Below are 25,424 nucleotides of genomic sequence, written 5' to 3'. Positions count from 1 at the left end.
GACTTGCGACCTATTTTTAAAAAAATTTAACTTTTTTTAGCGATTTTCGTACTTTTTTCTTGACAAAATCAATTTATAGCCAACTTTTAAATTTTTTGATATAGATTCGTTTCACTACTGTAACACTGATCATATAGAAAACGATGATCAAAAGCAAAAAGAGGAAATAAATTGGTTCCAAAGGGGTTAAATGAAGAAGGCTAGCAATTGAAGAGTAGGGAAGGAAAGTCACAAAACTAGCTGCCAGCAAGGTTGTTCCAAGAACAAACCATGACGGACGACTTTGCAAGAAAGGAAGCTTTGCTGAACGAAGCATATGGATAACCATGGTTTGGGACCACATGGATTCAATGAACCAACCAGTCTGGAACAAGATGATAAAGCCCCTTGCAGAATCTGCTCCATGAACACAAGCATGACCTGTCGTCATTGGGACAATGACAAAATAGAGCAAGATAAAGGTCAAAATATCAAAGGCAGAAGAAATCGGACCCATCCAAATCATAAAGCGAGTAATGGACTTGGCTTCCCACTTATGAGGATGCTTCAAAAAGTCTTCATCCACATTATCAAATGGCAAGGCGATACAAGAAAGGTCGTAGACTAGGTTTAACACAATCAAGTGAATCGGAGCCATAGGAAGGAAAGGTAAAAAGATACCAGACACTAACAGAGAGAAAATATTCCCGAAATTAGAGCTGACCGTCATCTTGATGTATTTGGTCATATTAGCATAGACTTTGCGCCCTTCAACCAGCCCTTTTTCAAGCACCATCAAATCCTTATCTAGCAAAATGACATCAGCCGTTTCTTTGGCAATATCTACTGCTGTATCAACAGAAATCCCCACATCTGCCACTTTCATAGAAGGGGCATCATTGATTCCATCTCCCATATAGCCGACACAATGTCCATTAGATTTGATTTGTAAAATGATTCGTGCCTTTTGATCAGGAGAGAGTTTGGCAAAGACGGTCACCTTCTCGACAGCTTGGGCCAACTCTTCGTCCGTCATGGCGTCAATATCAGAACCCAACAAGATTTGATCAACATCTAGACCAACTTTTTCGCAAACTGCTTGGGTTACCTTCTCATTGTCTCCCGTCAAGATCTTTGTTTGAACACCGTGTTCTAACAAAGCTTGGATAGCAGGTGCTGCTGATGGTTTTGGTGGGTCAAGGAAAGCAAGATATCCTGTTAGAATCATCTCTTTTTCATCTTCAACGGAGTAAGCAAAACCTTCTTTTAGGCCTGTTTTATAAGCGACTCCCAAGACTCGCAATCCCTGTTGATTGAGTTGGTCTACTTCTTTTAAGATTTCCACTCGGATATCATCCGTCAGAGGGCTAATCTGACCTTGATATTCCACATGGGTTGAAATCGCAAGCATTTCCTCTAGGGCACCCTTGGTTACCAAACTAACAACTTCATTCTCATCCTTGACGATGACACTCATCCGTCTGCGCTCAAAGTCAAAGGGCAATTCATCTATTTTTTGGAAGCTAGTATCCAAATTTTGTAGAATAGCGTGTTCTTTAGCTTCTTTTTCAGTTCTACTGATAATAGCACGGTCCATCAAGTTTTTCAAACCGGTTTGAAAATAGGAATTGAGATAGGCACGTCTCAACACAGACAAATCTAAATCTCCATGTATATCCAAAGGATATTCAAGGACAATTTCGTCTTGGGTAAGGGTTCCTGTTTTATCCGTACACAGGATATCAATAGCACCTAGGTCCTGTATGGCATTGAGTTTTTTGATGACGACTTTTTCCTTGGCCATGATAATGGAGCCTTTTGCTAGACTGGCCGTGATGATCATAGGAAGCATCTCAGGTGTGAGCCCGACACCCACACTCAGTGCAAACACACCTGCTTCCAGCCAGTCGCCGTCTGTCAAGCCATTGGAGAGAAACACGATGGGAACCATGACTAACATCAAACGGATTAAGAGCCAAGAGATACTGTTCATCTCCCGCTCAAAAGAGGTGGGCTCGTCATAGGTATTGAGGGTCTGCTCGATCTCTCCCATCATGGTATCATCGCCGACCGCTAGGATCAAAGCCTTGGCACTCCCTGATATCACATTGGTTCCCATAAAGGCGAGTGCTTCTGCTTCTAGCAGACTATCAAAGTTTGACTGACTCATTTTTGACAAGGCTAGTTTCTCAACCGAGTCACTTTCACCTGTCAAACCAGACTGTTGGACAAAGAAATCACGTGATTCAATTAAAATGAGGTCTGCTGGAATCATGTCCCCAGCACTTAATTTGACTATATCTCCAACGACCAAATCTTCAATTGCGACCTCTAAACTCTGGCCTTCGCGAATAACTGTGGCTGTATTCACAATCATTTTTGATAGATTGGTCGCAGCCTTGTCACTCCGTAATTCTTGGACAAAGCGTATGCCACCAGAGATTAGAACGAGAACAACGATGATGATAGAGGTCGTCGGATCTTCTTGTCCAGGCTTCGCCAACCAGACATTGGTCACCATGGAAATCATAGCGATGACCAGCAGGATGATTGTAAATGGATTGATAATAGATTCGTAAATCTTTTTGGGGATACTGTCTTCCTGACCCTTGGTGATGGTGTTTTCGCCATATAGGTCACGATTTTTCTCCACCTGCTCCTCAGTCAAGCCTGTTAGACTTGTCTTATAAAAAGATAGAGTTTCGTTTAAGGGTGTGTGAATAGCTGTTGCTAATCTTTCTTTTGTAGTTTTCATTGGTTTCTCCTATCTGTATGAATGATGTGTTTCATACACTGAGACCAATCACTTTATAAGGGCAGAACGACACAAATCAGCGATTGGCTGTGTATGTGCGGTTCTGGATGATCGTCAATTTGCATCGTTTGTCTCCTTTCCTTGTTCTAAAACAGTAGAAAATCCCACCATAAAATGGCAGGATTAAAAAACTAATTATCTGTTTTTTCGTTCAAGCTTTAACTCCATAGGGCAATGAAATGAGCTTAGTCTTGGCCTTCGCGACCAGGACTGTTGACCAACGAGTAGTGTCTCCACTGCTTTGCGGTAGTCATCCGTATCCCTATGGTAGCCTCACCTACCGTTTTCGTCTTTCAGTATAAACCTTTAAAATATAAAAGTCAACGATTTATCTCATTTTTTAGATAACAATCAATTCTTTTGGAGCTAGAGTCAACAATTCGCAACCGTTATCTGTAATCAGGATATCATCTTCAATACGAACGCCGTATTTACCTTCAATATAGATACCCGGTTCATCAGTCAAGACCATACCAGATTTAATGACTTCTTTGGAAGTTTGGCTAAAGTAAGGTTCTTCGTGAATATCCAGTCCGATACCGTGTCCAATACCGTGGGTAAAGTAGTCGCCATAGCCTGCCTCGATGATAATATCACGAGGTATTTTGTCAAAGTCGCGGAAACCTAATCCTGCCTTAGCCTGGTCAATCAGAGCTTGGTTGGCTTTCAGAACCGTATTGTAAATCTCTGCCTGCTCGTCACTGACATGACCGAGGTAGATGGTCCGTGTCATATCACTAACATAGTGGTCGTAGAGACAACCGAAGTCCATGGTAATGGCTTCTCCAACTTCAACTGGTTTGTGCATCGGATGAGCATGGGGTTTTGAAGAGTTGATACCACTTGCTAAAATGGTATCAAAAGACAAGCCTGCAGCTCCTAGCTCCCGCATGCGGAAATCAAGGAAGTTGGCAATTTCGATCTCAGTCTTTCCAGGTTTGATAAAGTCAAGTGCATCGTGGAAAGCTTGGTCTGAGATGGAACAAGCCTTGCGAATAGTCGCAATCTCCTTCTCATCCTTAATCATACGAAGCGCTTCAACAAACTGAGCCTGTGGAACTAGTTCCAAACCTTCAAAAGCAGTTTGCATACGGTGGTAATAAGAGACCGAAATCTCGTCCTCAAAACCGATGCGAGACAAACCCATATCCTTAACGATGCCTGCAATAACAGCCAACTCATCGCGGTCAGCCACAATCTCAAAACCGGTCACTTCTTGCTTAGCTGCAATGATATAGCGAGAGTCTGTCACCAAGACCTGACGGTCACGGCTGATGAAGACTGTTCCGTTTGAGCCCCAAAAACCGGTCAGGTAATAGACGTTTTTAAGGTTGTTGATGATGATACCATCTAGTTCTTTTTCTTGCATTTTAGCTAGAAATGCTTGCACACGTTTATTCATGATGTAACTTTCCTTTCAAATAGTGCCCTGTGTAGCTGGCTTCATTGGCCGCTACTTCTTCTGGAGTTCCTGTTGCGATGATGGTTCCACCACCGACACCGCCCTCAGGTCCCAGGTCAATGATATGGTCTGCCGTCTTGATGACATCCAGATTGTGCTCGATGACGAGGACTGTATTTCCATCGTCGACAAAGCGAGCCAAGACTTTAAGCAAGCGAGCGATATCCTCGGTATGAAGCCCTGTCGTCGGCTCATCCAGAATATAGAAGGATTTTCCTGTCGAGCGTTTATGGAGTTCACTAGCCAACTTCATACGCTGGGCTTCTCCCCCAGAAAGGGTTGTAGCTGGTTGCCCTAGCGTTACATAGCCCAGCCCCACATCCTTGATGGTCTGAAGTTTGCGTTGAATCTTAGGAATGTGTTGGAAAAATTCCACCGCATCGTTGACGGTCATGTCCAAGACCTGCGAGATATTCTTTTCCTTATAGTGGACTTCTAGGGTTTCACTGTTGTAGCGAGTCCCGTGGCAGACTTCACAAGCCACGTAAACATCTGGCAAGAAGTGCATCTCGATCTTGATAATCCCGTCACCTGAGCAGGCTTCACAACGACCTCCCTTGACGTTGAAACTGAAACGACCCTTCTTGTAGCCTCTAATCTTAGCTTCATTTGTCTGGGCAAAAAGGTCACGTATATCGTCAAAAACTCCTGTATAGGTAGCTGGATTAGACCTCGGTGTCCGTCCGATTGGGCTCTGGTCAATATCAATCAGACGATCCACATGCTCAATCCCTGTAATCGTTTTAAACTTACCAGGTTTGTCTGAATTGCGGTTGAGTTTCTGAGCAATAGCTTTTTTGAGGATGCTGTTGATTAGGGTCGATTTCCCTGAGCCAGATACCCCCGTCACTGCGATAAATTTTCCTAGTGGGAAGCGAGCAGTGACATTTTGCAAGTTGTTCTCACGCGCTCCTGTCACCTCGATAAAACGACCATTTCCGGAACGGCGCTCTGCTGGCACTGGAATGGCTCTTTTGCCCGACAAGTACTGACCTGTGATGGACTTACTGTTGCGAGCCACTTGCTTAGGTGTCCCTGCAGCGACGATTTCCCCACCAAAGACTCCCGCACCAGGACCAACGTCAATCAGATAATCCGCCTCGCGCATGGTATCTTCGTCGTGTTCCACAACGATGAGAGTATTGCCCAAGTCACGCATTTTTTTCAAGCTGGCAATGAGACGGTCATTGTCCCTCTGGTGAAGTCCGATCGACGGCTCATCTAGAATATAAAGGACGCCTGATAGATTAGAACCAATCTGGGTTGCCAAGCGAATACGCTGACTCTCTCCTCCTGATAGGGTTCCTGCCGAACGTGACAGGGTTAGATAATTAAGACCCACGTTATTGAGGAAGGTCAAACGGTCCTTAATTTCCTTGAGAATAGGACGAGCTATGATGGCTTCATTTTCAGATAAGGTCAGCTGGCTCACCAACTCCAAGTGGTCTGCGATAGACAAGTCTGAAATCTCTCCGATATGGGGACCTTGCTCGCCACCCACACGGACAGACAAGGCCTGATCGTTAAGACGGTAGCCGTGACAAGTTCCGCAGGTCAGTTCATTCATATAGAGGCGCATCTGAGTGCGGGTGTAATCACTGTTAGTCTCATGGTAACGACGCTTGATATTATTGACAACTCCCTCAAAAGGAATGTCGATATCGCGCACACCGCCAAATTCATTCTCATAGTGGAAATGAAATTCCTTGCCCTCAGACCCATAGAGAATCAAGTTTTTATCTTCTTCTGACAAGTCCTCAAAAGGCTTATCCATATCCACTCCAAAGGCTGTCATGGCTTGTTCCAGCATGTTTGGATAGTAGTTGGATGAGATAGGATTCCAAGGAGCCAAAGCCCCCTCACGCAAAGTTTTGCTGGTATCAGGAACTACCAAATCAGTATCCACCTCCAGCTTGATGCCTAAACCATCACACTCGCTACAAGAGCCAAAAGGGGCATTAAAGGAGAAGAGACGAGGCTCTAACTCTGGAACAGTAAAGCCACAAACTGGGCAAGCATAATGCTCAGAGAAGAGCAACTCAGAATCGTCCATAGTGTCGATAATCACATAGCCTTCTGCGATACGAAGGGCAGCCTCAATGGAGTCAAAGAGACGGCTACGGATACCCTCCTTGATGACAATACGGTCAACCACGACATCGATATTGTGCTTCTTGCTCTTGGATAGCTCTGGTACTTCGGTCACATCATAGACTTCCCCATCCACTCGGACGCGGACGTAGCCGTCTTTCTGAACCTTTTCAATGACGCTCTTATGTTGCCCTTTTTTCTTACGAATGACAGGAGCTAAAATTTGCAAACGCTGACGTTCAGGCAACTCCAAGACCTTATCAACGATTTGCTCAACAGAAGAAGCCTTGATAGCCCCATGCCCGTTGATACAGTAAGGCGTCCCCACACGTGCGTAGAGGAGACGCAGATAGTCATTGATTTCAGTCGTTGTTCCAACGGTCGAGCGCGGGTTTTTGCTGGTGGTTTTCTGGTCAATGGAAATAGCTGGGCTGAGGCCATCAATAGCATCCACGTCTGGTTTTTCCATATTGCCCAAGAACTGGCGAGCGTAGGCTGACAAACTCTCTACATAGCGACGTTGTCCCTCCGCATAGAGGGTATCAAAAGCTAGACTGGATTTCCCAGAACCTGACAAGCCCGTTACGACGACCAGCTTGTCTCTAGGAATCTCCACATCGATATTTTTTAAGTTATGGGCACGTGCCCCATGAATCACAATTTTATCTTGCATCTTTGTTCTTTCTAGTCCATTATTGCTTTCCATTATACCAAAAAATGTGAAATTCTATTACCCAAAAAGCTGTTTTTATAGTATAATAGTACGGTGCAAAAAATGAATCACTGAATAGTAGGAAAGGATAGGGGATATGAAACAAGTTTTTCTCTCAACAACAACTGAATTTAAAGAGATCGACACGCTTGAACCGGGTACTTGGATCAACCTCGTCAATCCTACACAAAATGAATCGTTGGAAATCGCCAACGCCTTCGATATCGACATCACCGACCTTCGAGCACCGCTCGATGCGGAAGAAATGTCCCGTATCACCATCGAAGATGAGTACACTTTGATCATCGTGGACGTTCCCATCACAGAGGAAAGAAACAATCGTACCTACTACGTTACGATTCCGTTGGGGATTATCATCACCGAGGAAACCATTATCACCACCTGCTTGGAATCCCTCCCCGTTCTCGATGTCTTTATCAACCGTAGACTGCGTAACTTTTACACCTTCATGCGTTCACGTTTTATCTTCCAGATTCTCTATCGCAACGCAGAGCTTTACCTGACTGCCCTTCGTTCGATCGACCGTAAGAGTGAACAAATCGAAAGTCAACTTCACAAATCCACTCGAAATGAAGAACTGATCGAGCTCATGGAATTGGAAAAGACCATCGTCTATTTCAAGGCCTCACTTAAGACAAATGAGCGCGTGATTAAGAAATTGACCAGCGCAACTAGCAATATCAAGAAATACCTAGAGGACCAAGACCTGCTCGAAGATACCCTGATTGAAACCCAACAGGCCATCGAGATGGCAGATATCTATGGAAACGTCCTTCACTCTATGACAGAGACCTTTGCCTCCATCATTTCCAACAACCAGAACAACATCATGAAAACTCTGGCTCTCGTGACCATTGTCATGTCTGTCCCAACCATGATCTTCTCAGCCTATGGGATGAACTTCAAGGATAATGAAATCCCTCTAAACGGCGAGCCACACGCCTTCTGGTTAATCGTCTTTATCGCCTTTGCTATGAGTGTCTCGCTCACTCTCTATCTCATCCATAAAAAATGGTTCTAAGAGGAATCCCTATGTCTCAGATTGATTTACAAAAACTAACTAAGAAAAACCAAGAGTTTATCCACATCGCTACCCAACAATTTCTCAAAGATGGTAAAACTGATGCTGAAATCAAAGCTGTCTTTGAGGAAGTCATTCCTAAAATCCTTGAAGAGCAAGCCAAAGGTACAACGGCGCGTTCCCTCTACGGAGCTCCAACCCATTGGGCTCACAGTTTTACTGTCAAGGAGCAATATGAAAAAGAGCATCCAAAAGAAAATGACGATCCAAAACTCATGATTATGGACTCAGCCCTTTTTATCACCAGTCTCTTTGCATTGGTTAGCGCTCTGACTACCTTCTTCTCTACAGATCAGGCTATTGGCTATGGGTTGATTACCCTCTTATTGGTTGGACTTGTAGGAGGACTTGCCTTCTATTTGATGTACTACTTTGTCTACCAGTATTATGGACCAGACACAGATCGTAGCCAACGTCCTCCATTCTGGAAATCAATCCTCGTTATCCTGACCTCTATGGTCCTTTGGTTGGTTGTCTTCTTTGCAACAAGCTTCCTACCAGCCAACCTCAATCCTGTCCTTGCTCCATTGCCTTTGGCTATCCTGGGAGCTGCCCTTCTCGCCCTTCGCTTCTATCTCAAGAAACGTTTCAACATCCGAAGTGCAAGCGCGGGCCCATCACGTTATTAAGAAAAGTGAACAGCTATGGCATATAGTCAATCTTTAGCTCAGCAGATTCGAAAAATTCTAGCACTCAAACTTCCTCCCCAAATTTTCGAAGAAGAGTTAGAAGAAAAGAAACTGTTTGGTGGCCTGGCCTTTATGATTCGTGGGAAAATGGTCCTTACAGTCAGTTCCAGAAAGGACGAGCTGGTTATGGTGAGAATTGGCAAAGAAATGGAAAAGCAAGTTCTACCCCGAACAGGAGCTCATACTACATTGATGAGAGGGCGACCTTATCATGGCTATATAGACCTAGATATCGAAGGTCAAAAAGAACTGCCTTACTGGATTGATTTAGCCCTCTCCTATAATCAAGAGTTGACCAAGTAACTCATATCCAGCGAGATTAGAAAAACGAAAAGCAACTGCATAGGCGGTTGCTTTTTCACTTGCTTTCTTGAGATTCAATAGCACTTCTGAGTCTCATTCTTGTAGTTTTCTCTCATCTTTTGTGATAGAATAGGCTCATACTCAATGAAAATCAAAGAGCAAACTAGGAAGCTAGCCACAGGCTGTACTTGAGTACGGCAAGGCAAAGCTGACGTGGTTTGAATTTGATTTTCGAAGAGTATCAATCTATTTCTAGGAGGATGAGATATGGTTTCTACTATTGGTATTGTTAGTTTGTCTAGCGGTGTTATCGGAGAGGATTTTGTCAAACACGAAGTCGACTTGGGTCTCCAACGTCTCAAGGATTTAGAACTCAATCCTATCTTTTTGCCCCATTCGCTAAAAGGGTTAGACTTTATCAAAAACCATCCAGAGGCACGTGCAGAGGATTTGATGCAGGCCTTTTCGGATGATAGCATCGACATGATCCTATGCGCCATCGGTGGGGATGATACCTATCGTTTGCTACCTTATCTTTTTGAAAACGACCAGCTTCAAAAGGTTATCAAACCAAAGATTTTTCTTGGCTTCTCGGATACCACTATGAACCACCTTATGTTGCACAAACTAGGGGTCAAGACTTTTTATGGGCAATCCTTTCTAGCAGACATTTGTGAATTGGACAAGGAGATGTTGCCCTATAGCTTTCACTACTTTAAAGAATTGATCAAGACAGGAAGAATCTCAGAAATCCGCCCTAGCGACCTTTGGTATGAGGAACGAACTGATTTTAGTCCCAAGGCCCTGGGAACAGCTCGTATCAGTCATGTAAATACAGGTTTTGACTTGTTGCAAGGAAGTGCTCAGTTTGAGGGAGAAATTCTCGGTGGTTGCCTTGAATCTCTCTATGATATCTTTGACAACTCTCAATACGCAGACAGCACGGAGCTCTGCCAGAAGTACAAACTCTTCCCTGACTTATCCGACTGGGAAGGAAAGATTCTCTTGCTAGAAACAAGCGAAGAGAAGCCTGAGCCTGATGACTTCAAAAAGATGTTACGGGCTTTGAAAGAAACTGGGGTATTTGAGGTCATCAGTGGACTCTTGGTCGGAAAACCTATGGATGAAACCTTCTATGACGACTATAAAGAGGCACTATTGGATATCATTGACAGCAATATCCCGATTGTTTGTAATCTAAATGTCGGCCACGCGACACCAAGAGCCATTGTGCCCTTTGGCGTTCACGCCTATGTAGATGCACAGGAGCAAGTCATTCGCTTTGACCATAACAAAAAATAAACAATTTCTCTATTTTTGTGCTTTGGTATTGATTTTCGTTACAATTTGTGTCTGAATTTATTGCATTTTGCTTATTTCTATGATATCTTTTTAAAGGAGGTATATATGACAAAACAAAAAATTAATCGAATTGTCGGTTCAATCGGGGCCTTTATTGGAATTATTGTATTTATCGCCTACATCCCACAAATTTTTGCCAATTTACAAGGCAACAAAGCTCAACCATTCCAGCCTTTATCCGCAGCAGTATCTTGTTTAATTTGGGTTATTTACGGATGGACAAAAGAACCTAAGAAGGATTGGATACTAATTATTCCAAACTCAGCTGGCGTTGTCTTAGGTGGACTGACATTTCTTACTGCACTATAAAAATTACTAGCATATAATCAAAAAGCTGAGAGGAATTTCTCAGCTTTTTTCTATATTCTCAGATAATTAGACGCCTGCACTCACTAATTTCCGTTTTTCCACTCACAATCATTCTCGTGGTCATCAACCAGGCCTGCTGCTTGTAGAAAAGCTAAAACTGCGACCGGGCCTGTGAACTTGAAACCTCGTTTTTTGAGATCTTGAGATAACTTTTCAGACAAGGATGTTTTAGCAGGTGCTAGGTGATAGTCAGGAACATCATTGATGATGGTTTGCCCATTAACAAAGGACCAGAGATAAGCGTCAAAAGAGCCGTAGGTTTTCTGGACTTGCAAAAATGCTTGGGCGTTGGCACGCGTCGCAAAGAGCTTGGCACGATTTCGGATGATGGCTGGATTCTCTAACAAGGCTTCCAACTCCCCATCTGTCATTTCCGCGACCGCTTGAATTTGATAGCCATGAAATGCTTCTCGGAATCCTTGGCGTTTGTTTAGTACCGTTTCCCAAGATAGACCCGACTGGTAAGTTTCCAAACAAAGCAACTCAAAAAGAGCACGGTCATCATGAAGGGGTTGGCCCCACTCTTCATCATGATAGGCCACATATAATGGGTTGTTCATTTTAACCCAAGCACAGCGTTTTGTCATAAAAATCTCCTATTTGACCAACATCTTAAGGGCCGACTTGATATAGTTCTCTGCTGTATCCGTCGTTCCTTCAAAGAATTTCTTGATTTTCTTAAGCTCGGTCGCCTTGTATCCCAGTGCCAACATGGCTTCCATAGCTTCTTCCAATTCTTGGTTTTCAGCACTCGCTTGTACTGCGACTTTGGCAGGAAGGTCATCACTAGCCACGACTACCTTGCCTTCCAAGTCCAGCACCATCTGCTGGGCTGTTTTCTTGCCAATTTTAGGGAATTTGGTCAAGTAGGTGATGTTCTTAGTCTCGATCGCCTGAACCAAGCCAGCATTGTCATCGGCAGCGATGATAGCAAGAGCTGACACAGGACCAATCCCAGAAACCGAAATCAGACTAAGAAAGAGTTTTTTCTCATCTTCTGATCGAAAACCGTAGAGCAGATGCACGTCCTCACGGACAACTTGGTGCACATAAATTTGGGTCTCTTGATTAACCTGACCTGAGTAAGCATAGGGATTGGCTACATGCAAGATATAACCGATACCATTTGTCTCTAGGACAATGTATTTAGCAGTGATTTTGGTAATGATTCCTTTTAGATATTCGTACATAGTTTTTCTCCATTATTTTGCCTATCTAGTATACCATATTTCCCCAAGACAGACTGCAACAAAAGGTGCAACCTCTGGTTGACAAATAGTACAGGAGATTGTATTCTCATTATAAGTAAAAATTGTTAGGATAGAGGTAGAAAAAGGAGGATAAAATGATGAAACTCGCAGAAAAACTATTTGAGCTCCGCAAGGAAAAAGGTTGGTCCCAGGAAAAGCTAGCAGAAAAAATTAATGTTTCTCGGCAAAGCATCTCAAAATGGGAGTCTGGACAAGTCCTTCCAGAAATCGAAAAAATCATTGAATTAAGCAAGATTTTCCAAGTAACAACTGACTATCTGCTACTGGATGAAAACTCTGAAAAAGATTCCACGGCAGTGATTTTGGAGGAAGATAAGGACAAATACTATAAAGAGGTTAAATCCTATGGTCTCTGGCAAGTGATTTATATTTTCGTCTTGGCTCTGGCTATCTATCTCTTTTTAGCCGGTTCTAGTTTTCCAGTCGAATTCACCGCCTGGATTTGGCTAACCTTCGTACTCTTGATTGCGTCTGCAATTGCTATCAACAAGGCTCTCAAAACCAAACAACGTTATCTTGATAGGGTGATTGGTCTTGAGAATCCTTCAAACCAAGACGACTCTGCGAAACCTTGAGTCAATTGATTCATATTTCTCAGTACTTTTATAGGACTGGTCTTGTCAAGCAAGTGTAAACCTCGTGTCAAGTTTCCCATGTTCAGTCAAAGTACCTCCTTAGAAAAGCTAAAAATCCTTGTTCAAAAGGAACAAAGGCTTTTTGTGTTCTTAATATTTCCCTAACTCACGGAGACTAGTATGATTTTCCTGAATACGTCGGAACATCTTTTCCATATCCGACTTGGTAAAATGCACCAAAACGGGACGTCCATGAGGACAGTTATAAGGATTGTCGCATTGAGAGAGCTGATAGAGGAGTTGTCTGGCTGAGTGGTCATCGATGCGATGGTTTGCCTTGATAGACCGCTTGCAGGACATCATGATAGCCAGCTCTGCTCGATATTTCTTGATAGAAACTTCCTTGGTCAAAAGGAGCATGTCACACATTTCATAGATGCCAGACTCGATTTCTTCTTCTGCCATCCAAATAGGATGCTCACGTAGGATAAATTGATTTTCTCCATACTCTGCTAGAAAGACGCCCACTTCCTCCAAAAGTGCCATTCTTTCCTTGAGACGCAGGGCATCATCTGCAGGAAATTCAAAGATGTAGGGCACTAAGAGTTGCTGTTGGCTCTGGTCAACATTACCAATGCTCTCACGGTATTCCTCGTACTTGACCCGTTCCTGAGCCGCGTGTTGGTCTATAATATAGAGCCCATCTCGCCCTTGGGCAAAGAGATAAGTCCCATGCATTTGCCCGAAAAATTCCAACTCTGGGAAGCTTGAAGATTCTTCTCTCTCCAGCTTGTCATAAGCCTTATCGAGGCTAGCAAGATCTAACTCTGGATGGTCTAGTTGGTCGTAGTTAACAGGCTTTCTCTCTGCAAAATGCAGTTTTGCTGGTCTAGTCAGCTGGTCCAAGGTTTCCTTGGCAAACAAGGTTAAATCTTTCCCTTCCTCAGTTAATTCAACCTGATGATCAGCCACCTCAGCTTGACTGGGTCTTGAGAGTTCTGTTTTTTCATAGTAAAGCGTATTTTCTTTTAGTGGGAGGATGGTCTGCTCTACCTTTTGACGATTGCGCACAGTAGATTTGGCAAGATTTTCCAAGGCATCAGGGATCAAGGCTTGCTCTTTGAGACTGTTAGAAATAGCTTCCGAAACCAGCGCCATTAGTTCTCTTTCCTTAGAAATCCGAACCTCTTGCTTGGTTGGATGCACATTGACATCTGCTAGGTAAGGATCGATATGGATATGAATGACTGCCAGTGGAAAACGCCCCACCATAAGCTTGCTTCCATAACCATCTAAAATGGCACGATTGAGCAGAAAGTTCTTGATATAACGCCCATTGATGAAGAGGCTGATATAGTTGCGGTTGGCTCGGGTCAACTCAGGCAATGACACAAATCCTGAAATTTCGAAATCTAGGTCAGAGTTCTCAATGGCAATCATCTTCTTAGCACTTGCCAAACCATAAATTCCTGCGATGGCTTGACGCAGTTGACCAGTCCCTGCTGTCCGCGTCATTTCCTTGCCATCACTGATTAAACTAAAAGAAATCTCGGGATGAGCTAATCCCAGACGGTTGACAATATCAATGATATGAGACAACTCCGCTTGCTGGCTCTTCATATACTTGAGACGGGCTGGTGTGTTGAAAAAGAGGTCCTCCACACAAACCTTGGTTCCTACAGGACTAGTCGCTGGGATGACTTCCTCAACTTCACCCCCACGCGCAACGAGCTTGGTCCCATGACTCGCACCATCCACCGCCGTCAACAGAGTCAGAACACTGACAGAAGCAATAGAAGGCAGGGCTTCACCACGAAAACCAAGCGTCCGAATCCGAAAGAGATCTGCTTGGTTTTTTATCTTACTGGTCGCATGACGACGCAGAGCCAATTCCACCTCATCGTGGACAATTCCATGACCATTATCAGTGATTTGAATTTTCTTGAGACCAGCTTCCTCAATCTCAATGATAATCTGGCTAGAACCAGCGTCAATGGCATTTTCTACCAACTCTTTAACCACACTGGCAGGACGTTCGATAACCTCTCCTGCCGCGATCTGGTTTGCCAGCACCTCTGGCAATTCAATAATATGAGACATCTTTCAGCTCCTTTCTGTATCTATTTTCCTAGAAATTGATTAGTGCTATTATACCATATTTCAGATGCTACCAGAAAAAGCAAATACCACATAGACTCCAAATCCCTCCACATAGACAAAAGCTCTTGTTTTTGAAAATAAAATAGTGTTTAATAAAGGTTGTACAGGAAGTGATCACAACCTTGTATAACTGAAAAGGAGGGAAATTTATGAAAGTAGAACTACAGATTAAGGAGACGTACAAGGAAGAAAAGCTGATTGTCCAAGCACCTAAATCAACCGAGAAAGTCCAGAAAGTCATCGAATTCGCTGAAAATCTTGACCAAAAAGAAACAATCAAAGGAAAGATTGAAGATCAGGTCTATCTAGTTAAGATTTGTAAGATACAACGCTTCTATATCGAGAATCGCAAGGTTCTAGCAGAAACTGCATCTCAGACCTACAGCATTGATTTGCGACTCTATCAGGTTCTTGAAATTCTGCCGACAACTTTTATCCAAATTTCCCAATCTGAAATCGTCAATATCGACTCCATCTCTCATCTCAAGCTCACGCCCAACGGTCTGGTTGAAATTTTCTTAAAAAACGAAAGCTTCACCTACTCTTCACGCCGTTACCTAAAAACCATCAAGGAGAAATTAGAACTATGAAAAAACAAGTATTTCACGACGCAGCTGCTGGCGTCCTCATCGGCCTCATCCTCTCTATCATCTTTTCACTCATTTATGCACCAAGTACCTACTCCCCATTAAGTTCCGACTCTCTCATCGGCCAAGTGATGACTCAACATCAGGTTCACGGCGCCCTGGTTTTGCTCTACTGCACACTTATCTGGTCAGCTATCGGCGTTCTCTTTAGCTTTGGCAAGCGATTATTCAGCCGTGACTGGAGCTTGCTCCGTGCCACACTTTCCCATTTCTTCCTCATGCTGGCTGGATTTATCCCACTGGCAACTCTGGCTGGTTGGTTTCCCTTCCACTGGACCTTCTATCTCCAGCTCATTCCAGAGTTTGCGATTGTCTACCTTATCATCTGGACTATTCTCTATAAAAGAGAAGCTAAAAAAGTGGACTACATCAATCAACTTTTGGTCCATAAAAAGTAATAGAGAAAAATCCACTCACAAAAATGTGAGTGGGCTCTTTTTATAACTTTTGTTTGAACTCGACTAAGACATTCATAGCCTGCATAGGTGTCATGTTGTAAATATCCAGTTTAGCTAATTCTGCTAGGATAGGATGTTCTTCAGGCGCATCAAAGAGTGACATCTGTTCTGTGACAGCACTTGTTTGTCTCATCGGAGCAGGACTTTCCTTCCCTTGATTCTCCAGTTGGGTCAAAATCTTATCCGCTCTTGCTAAAAGTTCTGCTGGTAAGCCAGCAATCTTAGCAACGTGGATACCATAGGATTTGTCAGCTGGTCCTGGTTCGATCTTGTGAAGGAAGGTGACCTGCCCATCCTGCTCCAAGGTTGCCACGTGGACATTGACCAATTGTTCCAAGCTAGACTCCAGACTGGTCAACTCATGGTAGTGGGTCGCAAAGAGGGTTTTGGCTCCGATATGTTCATGAATGTATTCGATGATGGACTGGGCAAGAGCCATCCCGTCATAAGTTGCAGTTCCACGTCCCAATTCATCAAAGAGAATCAAGGAATCCTTGGTTGCATGAGAAATGGCATTATTGGCCTCCATCATCTCCACCATGAAGGTTGATTGACCTGAAACCAAGTCATCTGCTGCTCCGATACGGGTAAAAATAGCATCAAAAATCGGCAAATGGGCGCTCTTTGCCGGCACATAGGAACCCAGCTGAGCCATAACCGCCGTCATGGCTAGCTGACGCATGTAAGTAGATTTCCCGCTCATGTTGGGCCCTGTAATCAGTTGAATGCTGGTATCTTCTGCCATCTGGATACTGTTTGGAATGTAGGTCTGGGCTCCCATGACCTTTTCAACGACAGCATGGCGCCCTTTCTGGATATCGATTTGTGAATCGTCGCCAAACTCAGGTCGGATCAGATGCTGAGTTTCAGCCACAACTGCGAGACTTTGCAAGACATCAACCGTTGCAATTCCTTGGGCTAGAGCCTGCAAACGCTGTATATACTTGCTGACTTCCTCACGGATGCGCATAAAGATTTCATACTCTAGGTTGGCTGACTTCTCACGCGCCTCCAACATATCCCCCTCGATACGGGCTAATTCCTCAGTACCAAAGCGTTCTGAGTTTTTCAGCGTCGCCTTTCGGAAAAAGTGGACCGGCACATTCCCCAGTTGCGAATTGGTCACATGGAAATAGTAGCCATCCTTTTTATTGTAGTCAATCTTAAGCGTGCTGATGCCAGAGCTTTCTCTCTCCTTAGCCTCAATCTCAGCAATCCAGCCAGTCCCTTCTCTGAGCACACGACGGTACTTGTCTAAGGTCTCATCAAATCCCGTACGGATAATGCCACCTTCCGTAATCACGTGAGGAGCTTCAGGAGCAATCGCTGCGCTAATCAAATTCTCCAACTCAGGGATTCCATCCAATTGTTCGATAAGATAGGCCAGAGCAGGTTGCTCCATTGTCTCTAAAATCGCTCGAATCCGTGGCACACTGGATAAGGTAGTCGCCAACTGCAAGAGATCCTTGGGATTGGTCTTGCCAAAAGAAACCCGACTAGCCAAACGTTCGATGTCATAAACGCCTTTGAGACTGTCTGTCAAATCACTGCGCTCAAAGAAGTGGTCAAGAAAGACCTGCACCACCTCTTGACGTTGGATGATTCGCTCCTTATCAATCAAGGGACGATGAATCCAAGAGCGCAAAAGGCGCATGCCCATAGCTGTTTTGGTTTCATCCAAAAGCCAGAAAAGACTGCCCTGTTTCTTGCCTGAACGGGCATTCTCAACCAAATCCAGACTAGCCTTTGTCGCATAGTCCATCTGTAAGAAATCTTTGATTTCATAGCGGATAACTGGTTTGAGATGGTTCAATTCCCGCATCTGGGTCCGATGAATATACTGGAGCAGCTTACTAGCTGCCGCTTGCTCCACAGCTGCCAGTCGTGGATCCAGTAAATGGACGTCCTCAAAGCCTTCTTTCTCATAGGAAAGTACCAGATTCATCTGACGGCTGAGGATTTGTTCTTCTTCCTCAGACAAATCATAACCCAGCACCACTTCACGAGCCTTGAGGTTACGGATTTCCCCACAAACCAGCGTGAAATCCAATAAACCTGTCACATAAAAGTCACCGGTCACCAGATCCATATAGGCCAGACCAAACTGATTGCCATCACGATCTATGGCAACCAAGAAATTATTCTGACTATCCGGCTTACTGCTATCAACGACCGTTCCAGGTGTGATGACCTGGACCACCTCTCGCTTGACAACACCAACCGCTTGTTTGGGATCTTCCATCTGTTCGGCTATAGCAACTTTATAACCCTGTTCAATCAAAACATCAATATATTGCTGGGCAGAATGATAGGGGACACCCGCCATGGGTATCGGATTTTCTGCATTTTTATTACGACTGGTCAGTGAAATCTCTAAAATCTGCGCCGCATTGACCGCATCTTCGTAAAACAGCTCATAAAAATCACCCATCCGAAAGAGCAAAAAAGCATCTGGATATTGCTTTTTAATATCCACATACTGCTGCATACCAGGTGATAGTTTTTCTGTCGTCATATTGGCTCTCTCCTTGTCAAAAATAAGGCTTGGGAACAAGTCCCAAAACCCTATTCATCCTTCATCAAATCTAGCAAACGCTCTTCCATGAGCTTGGCAACATGCTGGTCTCGACAAATAACCAGTAAGGTATTGGCTCCCGCAACTGTTCCTAAAATCGCCTCGTCCTTATTTTCATCAACAATATTTGCTAAGACAGCCGCTTCTCCCAGCTTGGTATGAAGTACCAAAGTAAACTCTGCTCTCGCAACCCCTTCTAGATGATGCGACAAAAATTCTACCAAATCAATCTTTTCTGTTTCATTCGCTAGCACATAATATACCATACCATTTTTCTTAACCTTGATTAAGCCGATCTCGCGCAGGTCGCGAGACAAGGTCGTTTGCGTCACAAAGACATTCCGAACTTCTAGGCGATCTTGGATATCCTTTTGTGTAGCTAGTTTTTCCTCAGTGATCATCTTTTTAATCAACTGGTGTCGTTCTTTTTTTCTCATATCAACCTCTTACATGAATATTTATAACCGATTACGGGTTTATTTTTAGATATAATTATACCAAAAAAACTGAATAATTCAAAAAAATCTTTCTTCTTTCACTAAATTTATGATAAAATAGAATAAAAGTCCAAAAGGAGCCTACTTATGAGCACAAAAAAACTGATTGCTAGTGAATTGGCTAGCGTCATCGATAGCCTAGATCAAGAGGCTATTTTAAATTTACTAGAACAACCAAAAAACTCTGACATGGGAGATATCGCTTTTCCTGCTTTCTCACTTGCAAAAGTCGAACGCAAAGCCCCTCAAATGATTGCTGCTGAAATCGCTGAAAAAATCAACAGCCAAGCCTTTGAAAAAGTTGTTGCAACTGGTCCTTACGTCAACTTCTTCCTTGATAAAGCTGCCATTTCTGAAGCAGTTATCAAAGAGATCATCGAAAAAGGATCTGACTACGCTCAACAAACGGAAGGCAAAGAGCAAAATATCACGATTGACCTATCAAGTCCAAACATCGCAAAACCTTTCTCAGTAGGTCACTTACGCTCAACTGTTATCGGAGATGCTCTTTCTAATATCTTTAAGAAAATGGGCTACAACACTATTAAAATCAACCACCTTGGAGACTGGGGTAAACAGTTTGGTCTTCTCATGGTTGCTTATAAAAAATGGGGAAGTAAGGAAGCCGTAGAAGCTAATCCAATTGACGAATTGTTGAAATTGTACGTTCGCATCAATGCTGAAATCGAAAATAATCCAGCTCTTGATGATGAAGGACGTCTCTGGTTTAAAAAATTGGAAGATGGCGATCCAGAAGCAACTCAACTTTGGCAATGGTTCCGTGATGAAAGTTTGGTTGAGTTCAACCGTATCTACAAACTGTTGAACGTTGAATTTGACAGCTTAAACGGGGAAGCCTTCTATAATGACAAGATGGACGAAGCCGTGCAAATCCTTGAAGAAAAAGGTTTGCTAGAAGAATCACGCGGCGCTAGCATTGTCAACCTCGATGATGTTGAACTTCCACCCGCTATGATTAAGAAATCTGACGGTGCAACCCTCTACATCACACGTGACATTGCAACAGCTATCTACCGTGCACGTACTTACAACTTTGTTAAAAATGTCTACGCAGTTGGTCAAGAGCAGTCTAACCACTTTAAACAGTTAAAAGCCGTCTTGAAAAAAATGGGATTTGACTGGAGCGATGATATGATTCACGTAGACTTCGGTTTGGTAACCAAGAATCGTCAAAAGCTCTCTACTCGTAAAGGAAATATCATCCTGCTCGAACCTACCCTTCAGGAAGCTATCAGCCGTGCCAAAGCACAAATCGAAGCGAAAAATCCTGACCTCGAAAACAAGGAACAGGTTGCCCAAGCTGTCGGAGTGGGAGCTGTTAAATTCTACGACCTCAAAACGGACCGCCGAAATGGTTACGACTTTGACCTCGAAGCTATGGTTTCCTTTGAAGGAGAAACTGGTCCATACATCCAATACGCTTACGCTCGTATTCAGTCTCTACTTAGAAAAGCAGACTTCCAACCAAATGCTCAAGCAAATTACAGTCTAAGTGATGCTGAAAGCTGGGAAATTATCAAACTTCTCCAAGACTTTGCCCGTGTCATCAAACGCGCATCTGTTAACTATGATCCATCGCTCATTGCCAAGTATGCAATCAGCTTGGCTCAAGCCTTCAATAAATACTATGCCCACACTCGTATCTTGGATGAAAGTCCAGAGCGCGACAGTCGCCTAGCCCTCAGCTACGCAACAGCTGTTGTTCTCAAAGAAGCCCTTCGTTTGCTCGGAGTAGAAGCACCAGAGAAGATGTGATTCAGTACTAACAATTGGAACTAAAGTTCCTAATTGTTAGACGCTAGCCGCTTATATGCGAACTAGCTAACTGCTTCACTAGTCATGACCCCTAAATATAATCGATTTAGAGGCCATGACGTCGTAACTATGTTGATTTGGCTAGGCGCTTCACTAGTTCTGGGACATAAATATTATCGATTTATGTCCCAGAACGTCGTAACCAGTACGAATTGCCTAAACGCTTTACTAATTCACCAAACCAAATAAAATCGATTTGATTTGGTTCATGTCGCAATCTTTAAATCACTTAGTTGAAAAGCGAAAATTTCTTTCGCTTTTCTTATGTCATCAACTTTTTTATCAAACCAGGAGAAATTTTATGAGCCAGTATGCTTATATCTTAGTTCTTATCAGTCTTGTCGTTCTTTTTCTCATCAATAAGTACGAAAAAGAAAAACTTCAACAACTCCTTCAGGAACAGCTTCTGAGGGACGAAGCTTTCAAAACAGACATACGCGAAAGGATCCAAACAACGGAAAATATCAATGATGTGATTGACTACATCAATAAAGGTTACCGTTTGGGACTCCTGCTTTCTAAGGAAATCACTGAGCAACTGAAATAAGGGAATCCGAGAAGCTTTTTTCTCGGATTTTTTACTCCCATCAATACCATTTCTTTGTGATAATCATATCTTTCATATGATTTTTCTGAAATTTTCTAAATTTTTCAAAAATTCTCTTGCATTTTTCATAAGTTTCTTGTAGAATAGTAGCTATCTATTCAGATTATTCTGAAAATTCAAAAACAGGAGGTTTTTATGTCACAAGTTACTTCATCACACCAGTCTACCTGGACAAGCAAGCTAAAAGCAATGGGACCAGGAATCCTAATGGCTTCTGCTGCTGTTGGAGGTTCTCATATCGTATCCTCTACTCAAGCTGGTGGTTCTTATGGGTGGTCACTACTCCTCTTGGTTATCTTGGCCAATGTTTTTAAATATCCATTTTTCCGTTTTGGTGCCGAATATACTGCCGACACTGGTAAAACCTTGGTGGAAGGTTATGCCGAAAAAGGAAAACTCTATCTCTGGATTTTCTTTATTCTCAACGTCTTCTCTGCCATGGTTAATACAGCTGGAGTCGCTATCCTTTGCTCAGCTATCATCGCTAGCGCTTTTCCAATGATTGGTCTTAGCATCACTCAATGGTCCCTTATCCTTGTTGCAGTCATTTGGGCCATGCTACTCTTTGGTGGCTACAAACTATTGGATGGTATGGCAAAATGGATCATGTCTGCTTTGACCATTGCAACTGTTCTTGCAGTTATCATTGCAGCAATTAAGCATCCAGAATATAGCTCTGATTTTGTCGAAAAGACACCTTGGCAAATGGCGGCACTCCCTTTTATCGTTTCCCTCTTAGGATGGATGCCTGCCCCTATTGAAATCTCAGCTATCAACTCACTCTGGTCAGCCGAAAAGAAAAAAACCGTTAACTTTAATACCGAAGACGCCCTTTTCGACTTTAACGTCGGCTACATCGGAACAGCCATCTTAGCCGTATTCTTTGTAGCTCTTGGAGCACTTATTCAGTATCCTACAGGTCAAGCAGTTGAAGCTGCTTCTGCCAAATACATCTCCCAATTTGTGAGCATGTACGCCTCTGTCCTTGGCGAATGGTCTCGATATTTGATTACCTTCATCGCTTTCCTCTGTATCTTTGGGACAGTGATTACTGTCATCGATGGCTATTCACGTGTCAATCAAGCCTCCCTTCAACTCTTGGCAAAGCAAAAAATGGACGATAAGAAGTCCTTGAACATCTGGATGACCATTACCGCTATCATCGGTATCATCATCATCAAGTTCTTTGCTGGTCAAGTTTCAACCATGCTCCGCTTTGCTATGATTGGATCTTTTCTTACAACACCATTCTTTGCCCTTTTGAACTATGTGTTGGTCACAGGTGAAAATAAAAATCTTCCTTCTTGGTTGAAACTCCTCGCTATCGCAGGATTGATTTTCCTCTTTGGCTTCGCTATCTTCTTTATCTATGCACTTGCCATCGGAAAAGCAGGATAGTTCACAAAGCAGCACCCTCGTCTGGGTGCTTTTTTTTGCATTCAAAAGGCAGTTGAGAAAATCCAACTGCCTACTTGAACGATTCTAACTTTCTGAATCCAATCCATATAAGTCCGCAATAATCGCTGCGACTTTTTTTATATCTCCCAGCATGCCACGCATTTCAAAGTCTGCTAGGACCGGGAAGCCAAAGCGCTGACTATACTGCTTGGCTGTTAAGCAGTATTGATTGTTAAAATTGCGATTACCAGATCCCACTACCCCAAAACACTTACTAGCATTGTCCCCATAGGCGATAAAATCACCCACTGGAGTTGTTAAAATCTCGACATCGCCGTTATCGACACCATTCCCACCTTCTAGGTAGGTCGGCAAGAAAGCGATATAGGGATGTTCCATTTCAAAGAATTCTTGACCTTCCTTGACCAGATCCTTGATATGGATTTTTTGGACCTCAATCCCTTCGTACTGGGACAAGAGATAGTCCTTAAGTCGGGTTACAAAACTCTCTGTATTCCCACTCAAACTGATATACACTAAGGATATTTTTTTCATGTTAACCTCGATTTTTATGTTTACGATATAAAAAGAACTAACAAGATTGTAACTTGATAGTTCCCTTTTGTCAACTCTTATGCGAGCTCTTCTGTTTCGACTTCCTCAGACAAATCTTTTTGTTGACGCCACATCTTGTAAAAAACAATGGCAAGGAAGAGGACATTGATAACAACAAATAAAATCGTTGTTCCCTTTCCAAGGACTTCTGTTCCTAGTCGCAAAGTTTCATCACGGATGGCTTGTACAGCATCTTGCATACCCATATAAGTATAAATCGAACCAACAATGGCAAGCAAAACATAAGCAATGTAAGCATAATTTGCATATTGCAAATGATTACGAACCAAGAGCACAATACCTGCGACTACTAAAATCGCAGATAAAATAATCAAAACGATGTTAACAGTCGAATGCGATAATTCAGCTGTCTTATGTAGATAATTAATCGTATCCTCCAGCTGCTGAGCGCTAATGCCTTGTACTTGTGCTTGACTGGCACCTAGTGCTTCTTTACTAGGTACTGGACTTAGTATTCCAAACAAAGACATAGCTGAAATCAATGCTGATAGGACTAATAAAACCCAAAGATAAATAGGTTTCTTTTTCATAATTTTTCCTCCTTAAGGTATTTTGGACATTATAGCATTTTTTGCACGTAAATACAAGTTTTACAGGGAACTTTCGACTTGTTTGCGGTAAGCTTTTGGTGATTTTCCGCACAATTTACGGAAGACCTTGTAGAAATATCCAACATTACTGTAACCAACAGCATAGCAAACATCTTCAATACTATCATTGGTTGAAAGCAAGAGCTGTTGCGCCGCCTTGATCCGCTGTTTGTTGAGCAGTTCAGCAAAGGTTGAGTTGGTTTCTCGCTTGATTAACTGACCGAGGTAGACAGGATTGATAAAGAGATCTTTGCTGATATCCTTAAGCGAGAGCTCTTTCTGATAATCACGCCCAATCACCTCCAGAACACTCACCACATTTTCATTCATGCGGTACTGGCCAAAGAACTTGGTCAAGGTTTCTTTGATATAGGCAACCAATTCTTCAAAGGTGTTAATGGCATGGATAGCTTTGACAATCTCGGTCATATCATCCGCTTTTAAGTGCTCAAACAAGTGGAAGACATCCATGACAAACTGGGTGAAGAGCTGTTTGGTGATAGCCACGCGCGGTGTGTTCTCTAAGACAACCTTCTCCAGTAGGGTTAATTCCTCGATGATTTGATTGATATTTCCTTGGATAATCACGCGATAAATCGGTTCGTAATAAGCAAATAGACTCTCGGATTTTTCTAGATTGACAGAACCGTAAAAGAGGGCTTTTTCTGCGTTGATCTTCCATTTTTCAAAGGCTTGTTGGTAGGGCGCTACAAAAGGCGTCACTACGATTCCATCTAGTGGTTGATCAGAGATAAAAATCTGCCAGTCTTGTCCCAAAACATAGTAAGGAATGGTAAAAGAGCCCTGCTTTTCCTTGGATAGACCAATCCACCAGCTGTCTTTACCTGACAGGTAGTTAGTAAATCCTGTCTCATCCAATTCTTGACTTAGGGTCTGACTTTGCTCCACCTTTTCTTGAAGCTGTCGCGCAATTTTTTCTAATAGATGACTCAACTCCACCTTATCCACTGGCTTCACCAGATAATCCACGACACTAAGATTCATGGCTTTTTTGACGTACTCAAACTCCTGATAACCTGACAGCAAGATATAATAGGTATCTGGAAGCAGCTCCTTCATTTCCTTAATCATCTCAAGCCCTGTCTTATCTGGCATATTGACATCGGAAATGATCACATCTACTGGATTTTCCTTGACATAGTCTAAAGCATCATCAGCATGATTGGCTGTTGCGACGACTTGCATATCCCATTTTTCAAAGGGGATTAATCGCTTGAGCCCCTCTGTCACCATATACTCGTCGTCTACTAATAAAACTTTATACATTTC

Annotated in this window: 22 protein-coding genes and 1 riboswitch; of the genes, 11 read left to right on the top strand and 11 right to left on the bottom strand. The window is 43.0% G+C overall.

The genetic code is table 11. From position 1 onward, the window contains the following. Positions 1-73: 73 nt before the first annotated feature. From mgtA to uvrA, 3 genes are all read right to left on the bottom strand, one after another. Positions 74-2,734 carry a magnesium-translocating P-type ATPase gene (gene mgtA, locus D8854_RS04570; RefSeq protein ID WP_125449923.1) on the bottom strand — a complete coding sequence of 887 codons (2,661 nt, stop codon included), beginning with the start codon at positions 2,732-2,734 and terminating at the stop codon, positions 74-76. A 195-nt stretch (positions 2,735-2,929) separates the two neighbouring features. After that, positions 2,930-3,081: riboswitch (M-box (ykoK) riboswitch) on the bottom strand. 53 nt (positions 3,082-3,134) lie between these two features. Continuing rightward, the gene (locus tag D8854_RS04565) at positions 3,135-4,196 is read right to left on the bottom strand and encodes a M24 family metallopeptidase (protein ID WP_125449921.1); all 1,062 of its coding nucleotides are present in this window, start codon (positions 4,194-4,196) and stop codon (positions 3,135-3,137) included. Continuing rightward, positions 4,189-7,020 carry an excinuclease ABC subunit UvrA gene (uvrA, locus tag D8854_RS04560; protein WP_125449919.1) on the bottom strand — a complete coding sequence of 944 codons (2,832 nt, stop codon included), beginning with the start codon at positions 7,018-7,020 and terminating at the stop codon, positions 4,189-4,191. Before uvrA ends, D8854_RS04565 begins: the two co-directional genes overlap by 8 nt. Before the next feature lie 136 nt (positions 7,021-7,156). Here uvrA and D8854_RS04555 point away from each other — a divergent pair, with 136 nt between their 5' ends. The 5 genes from D8854_RS04555 to D8854_RS04530 all read left to right on the top strand — a co-directional run bounded on the left by D8854_RS04555 (position 7,157) and on the right by D8854_RS04530 (position 10,824). Then, positions 7,157-8,101: a magnesium transporter CorA family protein gene (locus D8854_RS04555; protein WP_125449917.1), complete on the top strand. Its 945-nt coding sequence runs from the start codon at positions 7,157-7,159 to the stop codon at positions 8,099-8,101. A gap of 11 nt (positions 8,102-8,112) precedes the next feature. After that, positions 8,113-8,790 (top strand): DUF1129 domain-containing protein, encoded by a 678-nt coding sequence (locus tag D8854_RS04550; protein ID WP_185768067.1) that lies wholly within the window; start codon positions 8,113-8,115, stop codon positions 8,788-8,790. A 15-nt stretch (positions 8,791-8,805) separates the two neighbouring features. Further along, a complete protein-coding gene (locus D8854_RS04545; RefSeq protein ID WP_000331825.1) occupies positions 8,806-9,153 on the top strand; it encodes a TfoX/Sxy family protein in 348 nt (115 codons plus the stop codon). Positions 9,154-9,420: 267 nt separating this feature from the next. After that, a complete protein-coding gene (locus D8854_RS04535; RefSeq protein WP_125449913.1) occupies positions 9,421-10,455 on the top strand; it encodes a S66 family peptidase in 1,035 nt (344 codons plus the stop codon). A gap of 105 nt (positions 10,456-10,560) precedes the next feature. Next, a complete protein-coding gene (locus tag D8854_RS04530) occupies positions 10,561-10,824 on the top strand; it encodes a SemiSWEET family transporter (RefSeq protein WP_009729667.1) in 264 nt (87 codons plus the stop codon). An 83-nt stretch (positions 10,825-10,907) separates the two neighbouring features. Here the strand turns inward: D8854_RS04530 and D8854_RS04525 are convergent, their stop codons facing one another. Together D8854_RS04525 and ruvA are read right to left on the bottom strand one after the other, a co-directional pair. Continuing rightward, a complete protein-coding gene (locus tag D8854_RS04525) occupies positions 10,908-11,471 on the bottom strand; it encodes a DNA-3-methyladenine glycosylase I (protein WP_125449911.1) in 564 nt (187 codons plus the stop codon). A 9-nt stretch (positions 11,472-11,480) separates the two neighbouring features. Then, the gene (gene ruvA / locus D8854_RS04520; protein WP_125449909.1) at positions 11,481-12,074 is read right to left on the bottom strand and encodes a Holliday junction branch migration protein RuvA; all 594 of its coding nucleotides are present in this window, start codon (positions 12,072-12,074) and stop codon (positions 11,481-11,483) included. A 158-nt stretch (positions 12,075-12,232) separates the two neighbouring features. Here ruvA and D8854_RS04515 point away from each other — a divergent pair, with 158 nt between their 5' ends. Beyond that, the gene (locus D8854_RS04515) at positions 12,233-12,730 is read left to right on the top strand and encodes a helix-turn-helix domain-containing protein (protein WP_125450181.1); all 498 of its coding nucleotides are present in this window, start codon (positions 12,233-12,235) and stop codon (positions 12,728-12,730) included. Between the two features lie 150 nt (positions 12,731-12,880). Here the strand turns inward: D8854_RS04515 and mutL are convergent, their stop codons facing one another. Next, entirely contained in the window at positions 12,881-14,830 is a 1,950-nt protein-coding gene (gene mutL / locus D8854_RS04510) for a DNA mismatch repair endonuclease MutL (RefSeq protein WP_125449907.1), read from the bottom strand. Positions 14,831-15,039: 209 nt separating this feature from the next. Here mutL and D8854_RS04500 point away from each other — a divergent pair, with 209 nt between their 5' ends. Together D8854_RS04500 and D8854_RS04495 are read left to right on the top strand one after the other, a co-directional pair. Further along, a complete protein-coding gene (locus tag D8854_RS04500; RefSeq protein ID WP_125398516.1) occupies positions 15,040-15,480 on the top strand; it encodes a LytTR family DNA-binding domain-containing protein in 441 nt (146 codons plus the stop codon). After that, a complete protein-coding gene (locus D8854_RS04495) occupies positions 15,477-15,935 on the top strand; it encodes a DUF3021 domain-containing protein (RefSeq protein WP_125398517.1) in 459 nt (152 codons plus the stop codon). Before D8854_RS04500 ends, D8854_RS04495 begins: the two co-directional genes overlap by 4 nt. Positions 15,936-15,975: 40 nt before the next feature. Here the strand turns inward: D8854_RS04495 and mutS are convergent, their stop codons facing one another. Together mutS and argR are read right to left on the bottom strand one after the other, a co-directional pair. Next, entirely contained in the window at positions 15,976-18,510 is a 2,535-nt protein-coding gene (gene mutS, locus D8854_RS04490) for a DNA mismatch repair protein MutS (RefSeq protein ID WP_125449905.1), read from the bottom strand. A 50-nt stretch (positions 18,511-18,560) separates the two neighbouring features. Continuing rightward, positions 18,561-19,007, bottom strand: a complete 447-nt coding sequence (argR, locus tag D8854_RS04485) for an arginine repressor (protein ID WP_061418468.1) — start codon at positions 19,005-19,007, stop codon at positions 18,561-18,563. A gap of 147 nt (positions 19,008-19,154) precedes the next feature. On the opposite strand from argR, the gene argS reads away from it, so the two are divergent. From argS to D8854_RS04470, 3 genes are all read left to right on the top strand, one after another. Beyond that, the gene (argS, locus tag D8854_RS04480; protein ID WP_125424989.1) at positions 19,155-20,843 is read left to right on the top strand and encodes an arginine--tRNA ligase; all 1,689 of its coding nucleotides are present in this window, start codon (positions 19,155-19,157) and stop codon (positions 20,841-20,843) included. Between the two features lie 361 nt (positions 20,844-21,204). Continuing rightward, entirely contained in the window at positions 21,205-21,450 is a 246-nt protein-coding gene (locus D8854_RS04475) for a hypothetical protein (RefSeq protein WP_000084854.1), read from the top strand. A 195-nt stretch (positions 21,451-21,645) separates the two neighbouring features. Continuing rightward, the gene (locus D8854_RS04470; RefSeq protein ID WP_125449903.1) at positions 21,646-22,908 is read left to right on the top strand and encodes an NRAMP family divalent metal transporter; all 1,263 of its coding nucleotides are present in this window, start codon (positions 21,646-21,648) and stop codon (positions 22,906-22,908) included. Between the two features lie 84 nt (positions 22,909-22,992). Here D8854_RS04470 and nrdI read toward each other — a convergent pair whose 3' ends face one another. The 3 genes from nrdI to D8854_RS04455 all read right to left on the bottom strand — a co-directional run bounded on the left by nrdI (position 22,993) and on the right by D8854_RS04455 (position 25,421). Continuing rightward, a complete protein-coding gene (gene nrdI, locus D8854_RS04465) occupies positions 22,993-23,463 on the bottom strand; it encodes a class Ib ribonucleoside-diphosphate reductase assembly flavoprotein NrdI (protein ID WP_125398522.1) in 471 nt (156 codons plus the stop codon). Positions 23,464-23,540: 77 nt separating this feature from the next. Next, on the bottom strand, positions 23,541-24,074 hold the full coding sequence (locus D8854_RS04460) for an ABC transporter permease (protein ID WP_125398523.1): 534 nt from the start codon (positions 24,072-24,074) through the stop codon (positions 23,541-23,543). 60 nt (positions 24,075-24,134) lie between these two features. Further along, positions 24,135-25,421 (bottom strand): response regulator transcription factor, encoded by a 1,287-nt coding sequence (locus D8854_RS04455; protein ID WP_125449901.1) that lies wholly within the window; start codon positions 25,419-25,421, stop codon positions 24,135-24,137. Positions 25,422-25,424: the final 3 nt, after the last annotated feature.

Source organism: Streptococcus mitis, from assembly GCF_003943905.1.
GTDB lineage: Bacteria > Bacillota > Bacilli > Lactobacillales > Streptococcaceae > Streptococcus > Streptococcus mitis_BC.
This window is presented reverse-complemented; position numbering and strand designations above follow the sequence as displayed.

Excerpts from the sequence above, each read along its gene's own strand:
- mgtA (WP_125449923.1), bottom strand. The coding sequence starts at position 2,734 with ATGAAAACTACAAAAGAAAGATTAGCAACAGCTATTCACACACCCTTA.
- D8854_RS04565 (WP_125449921.1), bottom strand. The coding sequence starts at position 4,196 with ATGAATAAACGTGTGCAAGCATTTCTAGCTAAAATGCAAGAAAAAGAA.
- uvrA (WP_125449919.1), bottom strand. The coding sequence starts at position 7,020 with ATGCAAGATAAAATTGTGATTCATGGGGCACGTGCCCATAACTTAAAA.
- D8854_RS04555 (WP_125449917.1), top strand. The coding sequence starts at position 7,157 with ATGAAACAAGTTTTTCTCTCAACAACAACTGAATTTAAAGAGATCGAC.
- D8854_RS04550 (WP_185768067.1), top strand. The coding sequence starts at position 8,113 with ATGTCTCAGATTGATTTACAAAAACTAACTAAGAAAAACCAAGAGTTT.
- D8854_RS04545 (WP_000331825.1), top strand. The coding sequence starts at position 8,806 with ATGGCATATAGTCAATCTTTAGCTCAGCAGATTCGAAAAATTCTAGCA.
- D8854_RS04535 (WP_125449913.1), top strand. The coding sequence starts at position 9,421 with ATGGTTTCTACTATTGGTATTGTTAGTTTGTCTAGCGGTGTTATCGGA.
- D8854_RS04530 (WP_009729667.1), top strand. The coding sequence starts at position 10,561 with ATGACAAAACAAAAAATTAATCGAATTGTCGGTTCAATCGGGGCCTTT.
- D8854_RS04525 (WP_125449911.1), bottom strand. The coding sequence starts at position 11,471 with ATGACAAAACGCTGTGCTTGGGTTAAAATGAACAACCCATTATATGTG.
- ruvA (WP_125449909.1), bottom strand. The coding sequence starts at position 12,074 with ATGTACGAATATCTAAAAGGAATCATTACCAAAATCACTGCTAAATAC.
- D8854_RS04515 (WP_125450181.1), top strand. The coding sequence starts at position 12,233 with ATGAAACTCGCAGAAAAACTATTTGAGCTCCGCAAGGAAAAAGGTTGG.
- mutL (WP_125449907.1), bottom strand. The coding sequence starts at position 14,830 with ATGTCTCATATTATTGAATTGCCAGAGGTGCTGGCAAACCAGATCGCG.
- D8854_RS04500 (WP_125398516.1), top strand. The coding sequence starts at position 15,040 with ATGAAAGTAGAACTACAGATTAAGGAGACGTACAAGGAAGAAAAGCTG.
- D8854_RS04495 (WP_125398517.1), top strand. The coding sequence starts at position 15,477 with ATGAAAAAACAAGTATTTCACGACGCAGCTGCTGGCGTCCTCATCGGC.
- mutS (WP_125449905.1), bottom strand. The coding sequence starts at position 18,510 with ATGACGACAGAAAAACTATCACCTGGTATGCAGCAGTATGTGGATATT.
- argR (WP_061418468.1), bottom strand. The coding sequence starts at position 19,007 with ATGAGAAAAAAAGAACGACACCAGTTGATTAAAAAGATGATCACTGAG.
- argS (WP_125424989.1), top strand. The coding sequence starts at position 19,155 with ATGAGCACAAAAAAACTGATTGCTAGTGAATTGGCTAGCGTCATCGAT.
- D8854_RS04475 (WP_000084854.1), top strand. The coding sequence starts at position 21,205 with ATGAGCCAGTATGCTTATATCTTAGTTCTTATCAGTCTTGTCGTTCTT.
- D8854_RS04470 (WP_125449903.1), top strand. The coding sequence starts at position 21,646 with ATGTCACAAGTTACTTCATCACACCAGTCTACCTGGACAAGCAAGCTA.
- nrdI (WP_125398522.1), bottom strand. The coding sequence starts at position 23,463 with ATGAAAAAAATATCCTTAGTGTATATCAGTTTGAGTGGGAATACAGAG.
- D8854_RS04460 (WP_125398523.1), bottom strand. The coding sequence starts at position 24,074 with ATGAAAAAGAAACCTATTTATCTTTGGGTTTTATTAGTCCTATCAGCA.
- D8854_RS04455 (WP_125449901.1), bottom strand. The coding sequence starts at position 25,421 with ATGTATAAAGTTTTATTAGTAGACGACGAGTATATGGTGACAGAGGGG.